Origin of the sequence: Paraglaciecola sp. 20A4 (assembly GCF_011378905.1) — a bacterium.
Taxonomy (GTDB): Bacteria; Pseudomonadota; Gammaproteobacteria; order Enterobacterales; family Alteromonadaceae; genus Paraglaciecola.
The window spans coordinates 252,482-266,392 of the sequence record NZ_WTPY01000006.1; the positions used below are offsets into that span (position 1 = coordinate 252,482).

9 protein-coding genes are annotated in these 13,911 nt (G+C 43.7%); 7 read left to right on the forward strand and 2 right to left on the reverse strand.

From position 1 onward, the window contains the following. Window positions 1–72 precede the first annotated feature (72 nt). Together sucC and sucD are read left to right on the forward strand one after the other, a co-directional pair. A complete protein-coding gene (sucC, locus tag GQS54_RS09375; RefSeq protein WP_158769639.1) occupies window positions 73–1,242 on the forward strand; it encodes an ADP-forming succinate--CoA ligase subunit beta in 1,170 nt (389 codons plus the stop codon). Beyond that, entirely contained in the window at window positions 1,239–2,111 is an 873-nt protein-coding gene (gene sucD / locus GQS54_RS09380; RefSeq protein ID WP_158769640.1) for a succinate--CoA ligase subunit alpha, read from the forward strand. The genes sucC and sucD overlap by 4 nt, the downstream gene beginning before the upstream one ends. A gap of 90 nt (window positions 2,112–2,201) precedes the next feature. Here sucD and GQS54_RS09385 read toward each other — a convergent pair whose 3' ends face one another. Then, window positions 2,202–3,242, reverse strand: coding sequence for a cupin-like domain-containing protein (locus GQS54_RS09385; protein WP_166423724.1), 1,041 nt, complete (start codon window positions 3,240–3,242; stop codon window positions 2,202–2,204). A 356-nt stretch (window positions 3,243–3,598) separates the two neighbouring features. Here GQS54_RS09385 and GQS54_RS09390 point away from each other — a divergent pair, with 356 nt between their 5' ends. The 4 genes from GQS54_RS09390 to GQS54_RS09405 all read left to right on the forward strand — a co-directional run bounded on the left by GQS54_RS09390 (window position 3,599) and on the right by GQS54_RS09405 (window position 10,764). Next, the gene (locus GQS54_RS09390) at window positions 3,599–6,514 is read left to right on the forward strand and encodes a TonB-dependent receptor (RefSeq protein ID WP_166423725.1); all 2,916 of its coding nucleotides are present in this window, start codon (window positions 3,599–3,601) and stop codon (window positions 6,512–6,514) included. Window positions 6,515–6,671: 157 nt separating this feature from the next. Continuing rightward, window positions 6,672–8,162, forward strand: a complete 1,491-nt coding sequence (locus GQS54_RS09395) for a tryptophan halogenase family protein (RefSeq protein ID WP_166423749.1) — start codon at window positions 6,672–6,674, stop codon at window positions 8,160–8,162. A gap of 1 nt (window position 8,163) precedes the next feature. Continuing rightward, entirely contained in the window at window positions 8,164–9,663 is a 1,500-nt protein-coding gene (locus GQS54_RS09400) for a tryptophan halogenase family protein (protein ID WP_166423726.1), read from the forward strand. Window positions 9,664–9,927: 264 nt separating this feature from the next. Beyond that, on the forward strand, window positions 9,928–10,764 hold the full coding sequence (locus GQS54_RS09405) for a DUF1080 domain-containing protein (protein WP_240919883.1): 837 nt from the start codon (window positions 9,928–9,930) through the stop codon (window positions 10,762–10,764). A 124-nt stretch (window positions 10,765–10,888) separates the two neighbouring features. Here the strand turns inward: GQS54_RS09405 and GQS54_RS09410 are convergent, their stop codons facing one another. Beyond that, window positions 10,889–12,778 carry a sialate O-acetylesterase gene (locus GQS54_RS09410; RefSeq protein ID WP_240919884.1) on the reverse strand — a complete coding sequence of 630 codons (1,890 nt, stop codon included), beginning with the start codon at window positions 12,776–12,778 and terminating at the stop codon, window positions 10,889–10,891. A gap of 179 nt (window positions 12,779–12,957) precedes the next feature. Between GQS54_RS09410 and GQS54_RS09415 the strand changes: the two genes are divergently transcribed. Continuing rightward, entirely contained in the window at window positions 12,958–13,557 is a 600-nt protein-coding gene (locus GQS54_RS09415) for an RHS repeat-associated core domain-containing protein (protein WP_166423728.1), read from the forward strand. Window positions 13,558–13,911: the final 354 nt, after the last annotated feature.

The following is a 13,911-nucleotide window of genomic DNA, read 5'->3' on the forward strand; positions in this document are numbered from 1 at the left end:
TTGCTATGATGTCGGCTACCAAAATCAAGCTGTTAAATGCAGCTTTTGTTTAAATAAAACGGATAGAAAACCATGAATTTGCATGAATATCAGGGTAAACAATTATTCGCTGAATACGGGTTACCTGTATCTGAAGGATATGCTGTGGATACTCCACAGGCAGCAATTGAAGCTGCAGATCGTATTGGCGGCACTGAATGGGTTGTAAAATGTCAGGTTCACGCTGGCGGTCGTGGTAAAGCAGGTGGTGTTAAGCTTGTTAAAACTAAAGATGAAATCAAGGCGTTTGCACAAAAATGGCTTGGTACAAACTTGGTCACCTATCAAACAGATGAAGCTGGCCAACCAGTAAGCAAAATATTGGTAGAAAGCTGTACAGATATTGCGCAAGAATTGTACTTAGGTGCTGTTGTTGATCGCGCGTCTCGTCGAGTTGTTTTCATGGCATCTACCGAAGGTGGTGTTGAAATCGAGACTGTAGCAGAAGAAACCCCAGAAAAAATTCTTAAGGCTGAGATCGATCCTCTAGTAGGAGCTCAACCTTATCAAGCACGCGAAATGGCGTTCAAGCTTGGTCTAAAAGGTGTTCAAATTAAACAGTTCACCCAAATCTTTTTAGGTTTGGCCAAATTGTTTGAAGAAAAAGACGTTGCACTAATTGAAGTTAACCCGCTTGTTATTAAAGAAGACGGCAACCTTCATTGTTTAGACGCGAAAGTAGCAATTGATAGCAACGCTATTTACCGTCAACCAAAATTGCAAGATATGCACGATCCATCTCAAGAAGATGCACGTGAAGCGCAAGCAGCTAAGTGGGAATTAAACTACGTAGCACTTGATGGCAACATTGGTTGTATGGTTAACGGCGCAGGCCTTGCAATGGGCACGATGGATATCGTTAACTTGCACGGTGGCTCACCAGCTAACTTCCTAGATGTAGGCGGCGGTGCAACTAAAGAGCGCGTAGCTGAAGCATTTAAGATCATTCTTTCTGACTCAAATGTTGCTGCTGTTCTGGTTAACATTTTCGGTGGTATCGTTCGTTGTGACATGATCGCGGAAGGCATTATCGGCGCTGTTAAAGAAGTGGGTGTTACTATCCCAGTTGTTGTGCGTTTAGAAGGTACAAATGCCGAACTAGGTCGTGAAGTTCTTGCTAACTCAGGCCTAGACATCATCGCTGCTTCTAGTTTAACGGATGCTGCAAAACAAGTTGTTAAAGCTGCCGGAGGTGCTGCATGAGCGTACTAATCGACAAGAACACCAAGGTTATCTGCCAAGGTTTCACTGGTGGGCAAGGTACTTTCCACTCAGAACAAGCTATCGAATACGGTACGCAAATGGTTGGCGGTGTTACACCTGGTAAAGGTGGTACTACTCACCTAGGTCTACCTGTGTTTAACACGGTACGCGAAGCCGTAGCAGAAACAGGCGCCACGGCGACTGTTATTTATGTGCCAGCCCCTTTCTGTAAGGATTCGATTGTTGAAGCTGCTGATGCAGGTATCGAGTTGATCGTTTGTATTACTGAAGGTATTCCGACGCTAGACATGCTTTACGTTAAAGAATACGTAAACGGTAAAGGCGTTCGCATGATCGGTCCTAACTGCCCAGGTGTTATCACCCCAGGCGAATGTAAAATCGGTATCATGCCTGGTCATATTCATAAGCCAGGAAAAGTCGGTATTGTTTCTCGCTCTGGTACGTTGACGTACGAAGCGGTTAAGCAAACAACTGATGAAGGTTTTGGCCAATCTACCTGTGTTGGTATTGGCGGCGATCCTATCCCTGGTTCAAACTTCATCGACATCCTACAGATGTTCCAAGACGATCCTAAGACTGAAGCAATCGTAATGATTGGTGAAATTGGTGGAACGGCTGAAGAAGAAGCAGCGGCGTTCATCAAAGCTAATATCACTAAACCTGTTGTTTCTTACATTGCTGGTGTAACTGCACCTGCTGGTAAGCGTATGGGTCACGCTGGTGCCATTATCTCTGGTGGTAAAGGTACGGCTGATGATAAATTTAAAGCACTTGAAGATGCAGGCGTTAAGACTGTTCGTTCATTGGCTGATATCGGCAAAGGTCTTCGCGAAATTACTGGTTGGTAATCCCGTTTAGTTCTTATAAAAACCCGCTTTGAAAGCGGGTTTTTTTATGCCTATAGTCACGGCAAATAACGAAAAATTCGCAGGTGGGATTTAACTTAATAGCTTTGCTAGCCATTGATGTACTTTCAGTGATAGCAGATCTGTATAGTCACCCAATATTCCTCTCGCCGCTGGGGGAATATGACGTGCAGGATCATGGTCGTTTTCAAGTAGATAATGTTCTAACATACTTTGCCAAGCTTGCTGCTGATCTAGGGGTTGGCTCTTTAGTGCTTGTATTGCATGAATAAGCATAGGAAAAGGCTTTGCCGTTGTAACATAGTCGCTGCTCCACCAATAATTAATTAAAACGTTTATATCGCTTATCGATTCAACGTGGTGCCACCAAGGGGAGGGGATGTAAATCGCATCACCGGGTTCCAGTTCCACTGATAATCCTGCGGAAAACGCCTGAGGATACTTAGGATATTTGTGTAAATCAGGAGCCCTTAAATCAACCAAACTAATGGGTTGTCCTGCAGGAGTGAAATCTAAGGGTCCAATATAAAGGTTACTAATTTGTTGCGGAGGAAATAACGTAAATCTGCGTTTGCTCGCGGTGACTACCGCTATATTATGTGCTTCGTCAAAATGCGCCGCCACGGTAATCGGATTTCCTATCCAGATATAGGGATGATTACCCGGTAGCAACGGATTATCGAGTTGCGAGGCGAGCCCAGGCAAGGTTTCTTTTATTCGTGCGCTTTGTACGCAAACGCTATCACTGGTTAAACGGGATTTATAGCGCTGCATATTTGCCAGTGCTTGCTGCAGGGTTCCCTGAGTTTGTTGAAAATTAACCCCCGTCATAGCGGCATCGTAAAACATACGCCCTTTAGTTTCTTTCGGCAATACGATAACTGGTAACGTCTGGTCTTTGTCAAACTGACTTAAGTAGTCCACTAGAGCGTTATTTGATTGGCCTGCAGCCTCTACAATGGGCCAATGTTTTGCAAATCCTCTAAGCACTGCTGGTGAATAGGTACTCGTCACCTTTTGCGCGAAGTTCTCGGCTGTCACATCAAAGACTTCCCTGGGAGACGGAAGCGCTTCCAACTGATATTTATGTTGTTTTTCGGCGGGCTTGTTCATTTATAATACAAGGTGTATATCTAAAAGCATTAACCCCAAGGCTATCATTGTAAACTATACAAGAATAGAGTATCTGCATTTTATAAGGTCGTATCACCTCCTTATTCTTCTTCCTTCTCTGTTACATTAAATATGGCTCTAATTCAGTGCCTTAAGCTGTTTTGCAAGCATAGTGTTATCTAATGACTGTTAATAATATGTTGTTTATTTTCATTGAATACGTATGCAAGACATTGAGGCAAGGTAAGACTAAACGGTACTATCGTGGCAACTAGAACAAAGCTGTAACAATTGACTACAAGTCGTTAACCAAAATAACGGGTTAATTTCTGGGTCTAGAACCGGGACACACATACATGAAAAATTTTAAACCTAATTTAATTAAAGCTGCACTTATTTCAAGTGGCTTTGCATTTGGTATTTCACCTGTCGCATTCGCTCAACAAGCCAATGCTGACGCCGTTGGCGAAGACACTGAAGTGATTCAGGTAACAGGTATTCGAGGATCACTTATCCGAGCGCAAGCGGTAAAAATGGAGAACTCGTCTATTGTCGAAGCTATATCTGCAGAAGATATCGGTAAATTACCCGATTCATCTATCGCTGAGTCATTGGCCCGTTTGCCGGGTATGTCTGGTGAGCGAGTAGGCGGACGTACGTCTGGTATTTCGGTACGTGGCTTTAAAGAAGATTTCACTGGCACCTCGTTAAATGGTCGTGAACTCATCGGTATCGGCGATAACCGTGGCGTTGAATATGATTTATACCCGTCAGAGATTATGACCGGTGCAACCATCTATAAAACGTCTGATGCTGCGCTTATGGTGCAAGGTATCGGTGGTACCGTTGATTTACAAACGGTTCGCCCGTTGCAGGCACAAGAAACCTTAACGATAAACGGCAATTATGGAATTTCAGGTCGTGAATCAGATAACCCAGAATTTGATAACAAAGGTCATCGTTTATCTTTATCTTTTGTGGAAAAATTTGCTGACGATACCATTGGTTTAGCGGTGGCCCTGGCCAGCACTGAATCGCCAAACAACCAACGTAAGTATGGTGTTTGGGGTTATAACACTAATGACGAAGGGCAAATCACCCCTTCTGGCTTAGACAGCCAAGCTATCAGCACGGTATTAGAACGTGACACCATTTCTGCTGTACTGCAGTTCCAGCCTAATGAAAACTTAGACATTGTCATCGATGCGTTAGACATAAGCTATTCTGACTCAGGCGTGATACGTGGCTTTATCGAACCTTTCAATACGGGCTCAATGACAGGCGCTGGTATAAATACTTCCGGAACTCAAGTAGGTGTTAATCCTGTTTTGAGAACGGACCCGTCGAAGAAAGATGGTGATTTGCAAGTATTTGGCTTGAACGTGGGTTATCACATTAACGACAATTGGTCAGTTGAATTAGATGTAGCAAACAGTGAATCTACAAAACGTGACTTACGCGGCGAGTCTTATTCAGGTTTAGCCCGCTCCGGTTCGCTTGATTCATCGGGACTAGGCTCGCGCGAATTCCAAATGAGTTCTGACGGTGTTACGTTTACCGGTTCAACTGGGCTGGACGCTTTTGCTGACCCAACGGCCCTTCAACTGACAGGACCACAAGAATGGGGCGGTGGTTTAGCGAATTTGGCTGACCAATTCACCAGCACTGAATTAACCGCTAATGGTTCGCCATACAGCTACTTAAATGCTCAGGATGGGTTCTTAAACTATGCTGACTTCAGTGAGGAGTTAACCACTTATAAATTTGAAGTAGTTGGTTTACTCGATGGTGACGTGTTTACCAAAGTAACGGCAGGCGTAAACTACAGTGACCGTTATAAAGATAAAGAAAACAAAGGCTTCTTTGCCACTTCTTCTTCGTATCCGTCATCTAGCGCTATACCACAATCATACTTATATAACGGTTTGACTGATTTAACGTGGGCCGGTTTAGGTCATGTAGTGGCTTATGATGGTTTTAAACCCTATGAGGATGGCGAGTATACGCTGAACGACGCGGGTTTACTTGAGCCTGACCGTTTAGGAGACACGTATGTGGTGGAAGAAGAAGTCACTACGTTATACGCTAAAGTAGACTTTAATACTGAGCTAGGCAACTTCCCTGTAATGGGTAATATTGGGTTACAGTACGTACAAACTGACCAATCATCATCTGGATATACTGGGGTCGTAGGCGCTAATTTTGCGGTTTGTGATGCCAATAATGATCAGCAAATTGATGACGATTGCAAAACGTCTGCTAGCACTGATTACAGCCATGTGTTACCGAGTTTGAACGTAAGTGTGGAAGTGGCAGAAAATAAATTTGTCCGCTTTGCGGCCAATAAAACTATCAGTCGTGCACGTATTGATCAAATGAAAGCCTCTGGTTTTGTGAAGTTTGGCCAAAACATTGATCAAATCGCCGTTCCTAATACTCAAGCTGCAGTGGATGAATACGGCTCTCCTTGGTCTAAGTTTGCGGGTAACCCGTTACTTGAGCCATTAGAGTCTAATAACTTCGACTTGTCGTTCGAAAACTACTTTGAAGACGAAGGCTATGTCTCTGCCGCTATCTTTTATAAAGATTTGGTCAACTGGACTCGCGATGGTGACTTGAGCATTAACTTTCGTAATGATGTCACCAATGGCGGGGCAGATTACTTCATTCCTGGATTCCACGATCGTATAGCCACAGAAGATGGTCTTTATGGTCCGGCGAACACACCTTATTCAGCGGGCGATGTGATAACGCCACCAGACTTCGGTAGTTACTCTTTCTTTGAAGACGGCTTAACAGGTGATGTAAAAGGTCTAGAGTTGACGGCAAACGTACCGCTAAATATGTTAGCTGACGCATTAGAAGGCTTTGGTATTGCAGCTTCAGCTACCTTGATTGATGCCGAACTTGAAGATGGCACCAGTATTCCTGGACAATCGGATCGAACATACTCAGTCACAGCATATTACGCTATGGGTGGTTTTGAGGTGCGTTTAGCCGGTACCGATCGTTCTGAATTCAGCACATATCAGCGCGGAGGTTCGAACAAAATTGAAACATCAACTCGTAACGCTGTGACGTTACTTGATGCCCAAATCAGTTATGACTTTGAAGATTCCGATGTTGATTACTTGCAGGGATTACGTGTTTCATTACAAGGCACTAATTTGACAGATGTAGATGAAGAAACCGTTGATAACAATGGAATTGTAACTACCCGTCGTCAATTTGGACCCTCATACATGGTTAACTTTAACTATGCATTTTATTAAATAGTACTCTGTGATGGACCCCTCAGTTTAAGAACTGCTGGGGTCTTTTTTTGTTTTATTGATGGTGCTTTTTAGTGACGACAATAGGTATGATGACAGACATAAGTTGCATAAAAGATTCTAAATTATGGATAGCATTGATGACGGTATTAAAACCATGTTGAAACCAATACGCAACGTCGTAATAGCGGGTGGTGGTACAGCAGGTTGGATGACAGCGGCCATGCTAAGCAAAGTGCTGCAGGGACAAATTAATATTCAGTTGGTTGAGTCCCAAGAGATTGGCATCATAGGCGTGGGGGAGGCAACGATACCGCCCATTCATACGTTCAACACGTATTTAGGCTTAGATGAAAAGGAATTCTTGCGGGAAACTAAGGCTACTATCAAGCTAGGTATTAAATTTGAGAATTGGCGGGTTAAAGACGAAAGCTATTTCCATACTTTCGGTGCCCCTGGTACTAATATGGGCTTTTGTAGTTTTCAGCATTATTGGCTGCGGGCAAAAAAAGACGGCATGTCCGCTTCTTTGTGGGACTTCGATTTAAATTATCTTGCTTGTCAGCAGCAGAAATTCAATAAAATTAATACCCCTAATCCCATATATGACATGCCTTATGCATATCATTTTGACTCAGGTTTATATGGTCAATTCTTACGTAAACAGGCTGAAAAAGCCGGTGTGGTTCGAACGGAAGGAAAGATAGAGCATGTGCAGCGTGACCCAGAGTCTGGCTATATCACCGCCTTGCAATTACAAAGCGGTCAGCAAATAGAGGGAGACTTGTTTATTGACTGCACAGGGCAAAGAGGTCTGTTGATTAAACAAACCCTCGGTGTTGAGTTTGATAGTTGGCACGAGTATTTACCTGCGGATACAGCCTTAGCTGTGCCCAGTGAACGTTTTGAGCATACCTTGCCTTACACTCGCAGTATCGCCCGCGCTGCAGGCTGGCAATGGCGTATTCCACTGACCCACCGCAACGGTAATGGCTTGGTTTACAGCTCAGCGTATTTATCAGATGACGATGCCCATCAAACGTTGATGAGTAATCTAGACACTAAAGCTTTGGATGAACCCCGTAAGATCAGTTTCCAAACAGGCCGAACGGCTCAGCAATGGCATAAAAATGTTGTATCGGTGGGCTTAGCGAGTGGCTTTTTAGAGCCCTTAGAGTCCACCAGTATTCATCTTATTCAGTCAGCTGTGGTGCGCCTGCTGAAGATGTTCCCTAATGAAGGGCTGCAGCAAAGTATTATTGATGCCTACAACGCAGAGTCAAAAATGGAATTTGAAACGATTGCCGATTTTATTATTTTGCATTATCACGTTAATGCTCGCCAAGACTCTGATTTTTGGAAAGACAGACGAAACATGGCGATTCCCCCACGTTTACAACACAAAATCGAGCTGTTTCGCAGTTGCGGAGCTATATTTAACGATGCTCACGACATTTTTCGGGATGCGTCTTGGTTACAGGTGATGTTAGGGCAAGGTATCGAGCCGACAGATTTCCACCCAGCTGCGAAGGTAGGCAAGGCAGCAGAGTTGCGCTCAATGATGGACAAAATCGCCGCAGCGAAGCAGCAGCCTCTTAGTAAGATGCTGTCCCATGATGAGTTTTTAGCCCGCTATTGTAAGGTGTAATATGTCAATCCCTTTTCAAATTGTGATCTTAGGCGGTGGCACTGCAGGTTGGATGGCGGCCAACTTGTTTGCTCATAAGTGGGCGGACAAAGTGGCAAGCAAAGCATTGCAGATCAGTTTGATTGAGTCACCCGATATAGGAATAGTTGGGGTGGGAGAAGGCTCAACGCCCACCTTGAAGCGCTTTTTCGAAATGCTCAACATTCCCGAAAAAGATTGGATGGGGAAGTGTAATGCGACTTATAAAATGAACATCGCCTTTGCTGGGTTTAGCCCCGCATCAGGTATCGAGCGATATAGCCACCCATTTATCTCGCAAATTGATACGTTTACCCAACGTGCGTTTATGGTTAATAGTCGCACTCGGCGCATGGGTTTAGCTACCCATACGGCCCCAGAAGGCTTCTTATTAAATGGTGTATTAGCCAAGCAGGGGAAAGGTCCACAAACCCCTGATAATTTCCCATTTAGTATTGAATATGGTTACCATTTTGACTCCCATCTGTTGGGTACTTTTTTGCAGGAGCATGCTATATCCCTAGGAGTGATGCATGTTCAAACCAAAGTAGAAACGGTGACGCGTCACCCAAATGGCGATATTGCGAGTCTGCAATGTAAGGACGGACGAAACATCAATGGCCACTTTTTTGTAGATTGCAGCGGGTTTGCCAGTGTACTGATGCAAAAAACACTGGGTGTTAAATTCAATAGTTATAAAGATAATCTTTTTAACGACGCGGCGGTCGTTGTACCGACTCCTATAGGCGAACACATTCCCGTCGAGACGATTTCCACGGCCCTTTCTGCAGGGTGGTGCTGGAAAATCCCGTTAACTAACCGCTTTGGTAATGGTTATGTATATAGTTCGGATTTTATTGACGCCAATCAGGCTGAGAGCGAACTTAAACAGCATTTACAACTGGGGGATAACCAAGAGTGCCGGCATTTGTCCATGCGCGTGGGCGCACTTGAGAAGCAATGGCAAAACAATTGTTTGGCGGTGGGTTTGTCGTCAGGATTTATCGAACCGCTTGAGGCAACAGCCTTACACATAACCCAAATCGCCATTGAGCAATTCATTATGGCATTTGAAGAGGGTGACTTTAGCAATCGCTTACAAGATGAATTTAACCTCAAGATGCACCAACGTTTGGAACGAACACGCGATTACATTGTTGCACACTATAAATTAAATACCCGAGACGACAGTGATTATTGGCGAGCAAATCGCTCTAACCTTAATTTGTCGGAGTCTCTGAAGCAAATACTCGATGTGTGGTACAAATGTGGCGATCTTGACAACGAAATAAAACGTCAAGATCTTACTACGCACTTTAACGCAGTCTCTTGGAATTGCCTATTAGCGGGTTATGGCGCATTTCCACCCTTGGCAGCTAAGCAACCCGGAAAAGGCGATTTATACCAAGAGCAAAATATTGCGCAATTTATCCATGGCTGCGCACTTAATTTCCAAAGTCACAAGCACAATTTATGTCGCTAAAAAACTACTCATATACGCAGTTAATTCTCCTCGAATGCTTCACTTAATGCATTGTTATGCGACAACTGAATTTAGTATTTAGGTCTGATACCTAATAACACAAACCCCTTACTAATTTTGACAATCGATCTAAGTAGAATTATCTCTACACTTATTGCTCGTTTACAAAAAAACAACAATTAGCTTGTAGCTCAAATTATCGGGCACTTAGCAAAAAGGGCGATATTGAAAATGGTAATCTCAAAAAAGGTGCTGGTAGCTTGTATGACTCTAGCCATAAGTGGCTCATTGTTTGCTCAAGACAAGGTAGAGCAATCACCACAGCAGTCACTCCATAAACAGCAATGGATTTCACTTTTCAATGGTAACGATTTTACTGGTTGGGAAACTTATGTGAGCTATCAACCGAAAGACAGTAAGTATCAGGATCCTGCGGACGTTCCAGTACGTGGCTTAAATATTGATCCCAAAAATGTATTTAGTGTACGAGATGGCTTAATGCGTATCTCTGGAGAGGAATGGGGCGGTATTAGCACGGTAGAAGAGTACGGAAAATTTCACCTGAAATTCGAGGTGAAATGGGGAGATATAAAATGGTCACCTAGAGAGCATCTACCCAGAGACAGTGGAGTACTATACTTTGCAACGGGTAGGCCTGGGGCGTCGATGAATCATTGGTTGCGCAGTCATGAAATGCAAATACAAGTGGGGGACAGTGGTGACTATCATAGTTTAGACGGAGTTATCATCGATGCACATTGCGGCGCAGCTAATCAAGGCGACTGGCATTTTTATCGTTACGAACCTGAAATGCCTTTATGCCAAAGCATTGCTAATCGTGTATTAAAACGCGGAGATTTTGAGAAACCGCTAGGTCAATGGGACACTATGGAAGTACTCGCCGATGACAAAATCATCATACATAAAATTAATGGCCACGAAGTGTTCCGAGCATTTAATTCTCGGCAGAAAATTGATGGACAAATCGTGCCATTAACCAAGGGCAAGATCCAATTTCAATCTGAAGGTGCGGAGGTGTTTTATCGCAATGTCCAGATTAGAATGTTAGATGAGCCTATAGATGCACCTATAAATAGGTAACTCAGTCGCTAAAAGCGTGTTTAACGAGAACACTATACTCCAGCAACGGTTAGCGTCATTCAGGTTAGCCTTGCTGTGAAAAAACTCAGCATACATATAGCTAAACCTCGACAACGCCAGTGGTTTATTTTTTACGCACTTCACTGGCGGACCAAGCGTCAGTTCTAAAGGGCATTGCTGGTAATCTAACGTTATTAATTACGTTAGCCAGAGGATTATCAGCCCATGCATACCGTACGGCTAATGGCTCGCTTATATCTGGATGAGAAACGACGACCGTTTGACCATGGATAAATGCTTGCGCCACCCGAAATACTTTGTCTTGCCCAGCAATAATAAAACCTTCTACTGCTTGATTACCATTGGTTTTTAAACCTTCTGCGTTATCAAAGTATATTTTTATTTCGCTTTGTTTTATTTCGAAGTGGGTAAAGTCTGGGCCTGTGGGGACTGTTGGTATACCGTATATTTTGTTAGCCGCTATGCGCCATAAGCGCTCACCCACATCACGTTTATTCTTGGGATGAAGATCCTCTGCGTCACCAACATCGATGGCAACGGCCATACCCGTATTCGGTAACGCTAATGTTTGACGCTGGGCATCTCGTAAATAGGCCCACTTACTCTCGGGTTGCAGGGGCTTATGGGGTAAATAAGCCGCCAATTGCACGAATAAAAACGGCATGTTTGGGGATTCTGCCCGAGCACGCCAATTGCTGATTAAATTGGCAAAGAGTGTGTGGTAATAAGCGTGCTTATTGATATTGCTTTCGCCTTGGTACCAAACCACGCCTTGGGCAGTGTAGGGTAGCAAAGGGTATATCATAGCGTTGTATAAAAAGCTGGGAGTGTAGCTATAGTTGACGACTTTTGGCATGGGCATTTCAACGGAATTACTGAAACGCCAATTTTCTTCTATAGGCTGCTTATGACCACCAATATCAACCCACATTTGCTGTTTTTCGCCGATAAAAACTTGATTGCTTGTGCCATTCGCTGCACGAATAGCGATTACATTTTTGCCCGCTTTCAATAATTGTGTGGCAATTTTGTAAATGGAGTCAGTGCTAGGGGCTGCGTTATCATTATACGTTTTAGCGATAAGGTGGCCGTTAATAAAGATAAGGGCATTGTGTCGGATAGTCCCCAAGTTGATCGTAATCGATGCCGGTGGCACTGATTCGAGGGTAAAGGTCTTTCTTAGCCATACAAAATGATGTAACGGGCCCGTATTTGGCAAGTCAATGTCTTGCCAATGTTCATCATCATAATTTACTGCCGCGGCATGGCTAATCATGGTCTTATGGGGAGAATTGATACGTTGCCATTTTAGCTCTTGTTGTTTCTTATTCGCCGCCAGTAATTCGGGCCAGTCAGTTTTTGCTTTAACCTCGGCAGCTTCCTTTTCGTAGCCTGGCGTAGCGGCAACGATATCAATATCAGTCCAGGCCTCAGCAGGTGTGCCACCCCAGTTACTTTCAATTATCCCGACGGCTACATCCTCTGTTTTTTGAAGCTGTAAAGCGAAAAACCAAGCTACGGCTGAAAATCGCCCAACGGTGTTTGGCGTGGCAACTTGCCATTTACTGGCTGGCAACTGACTTTGAAGGACAGGGGACAGTGTATCGGGAACGTCAAAAAAACGGATTAAGGGTTGCTGCGCAGAGGCAATCGCTTGCTCGTTGCCGATAACGTCTCCCTTAAGCTTCCATTCCATGTTTGACTGACCACCAGCTATCCAAACCTCTCCGTAGTAAACGTCATTGATGGTAATGATCTTATTGGCACTGATAGTCAACGAAAATGGACCGGCTTTCGCATGGGCGGGCAACATGACTTGCCAGTGACCATTTTCATCAGTTTGAGTAGCATAGCTTTGGTTTAACAGGGTGACGGTAATGGAGTGATTTTCAGGGCCTTCCCCCCAAACCCTCACAGGCTTATCGCGCTGTAATACCATGTGATCTGAAAACAAAGGAGAGAGGGATAACGCGTGTGTTTGAAAAGTAGCCATTAAGCAAAAAATCCCTAAGTACCCTAATCGTTGCATAGTGACTCTCATGCTATCGCCGGTAAGCTAAATATCTGCGCCAGCAGTATCGTTAGGTTGCTATGTTATGGGGCAGATATTTGTAATAATTTTGTTTTACAAGAGGCTACTACATAAGTTAACTATTTAACATACGCAGGTATATGCAGGCACGATACTATGATCCAGTGATTGGGCGGTTTTATTCGAATGATACGGTGGATGTTTTAGGCTACATGAGTAGAGGAAGTATTATTCACGGCTTCAATCGATTTGCCTATGGAAACAACAACCCCTATAAATTTACAGATCCAACAGGAATGGCTCCTGAAGACATGTTTAAGCCCTTGAGAGACTTATTTAACAGTCCTCAAAAGCAAGCGGCTCAACTAAACCAAGATGCAGGGTCTTTAGCCAATAGAGTCGGAGAGGGGGCTGTTAACGGAGCCAAAATTGTTGGTAATGCTACAAAAGAAAGCTTGGGGCCTGCGGCTTTGGTAACAGGTTTAATACCGGGAGGTCAAGGCGTCTCCGCAGTTCTAACAGTAGCCGATGTAGCATTAAACGGTGGTGTTTCGGAAGCATTAGGTGCCGGGACAGGAAAAGTCTCATCTATAGTTGCTGATGAGATCCTTACCAATAGCGGAACATCCTCCGGTAACCTAAAGACCCGAGTAATATCAGCTGTCGTGTCAACTATTATTGGAGATACAATTACTGAAACTGTCAAACCATTTGAAGATAAGGTTCTGAAAAACCAATGAAACTAAAATTATCGAAATTTAATAGTAAAAGTAGTCTTTATCTATTTGTCATACTTGGAGGTTTATACATTGTTATAGGTTCCATACAAGATGGTGACATTTTGCTAAAAGGATCTGTAGTTACAGTTCATGAATCACCATTTTATTTCTGGTTATTTATCTTCTTTATATGCTCTGTTATATGCGCATCAGTAAAGTGGTTTGTGGAATCACTTAAATAAAAATTAATGGGGTCGTAGTCCAGGGCAACCGCATAAATGCTTATTAATTAATCATTCTACTGAATCCCGCTGTTAATACAGCTTCCAGATAATTGGCTTTCATCCAAGCACGCTTTTGCTTGGCAGGTATGCT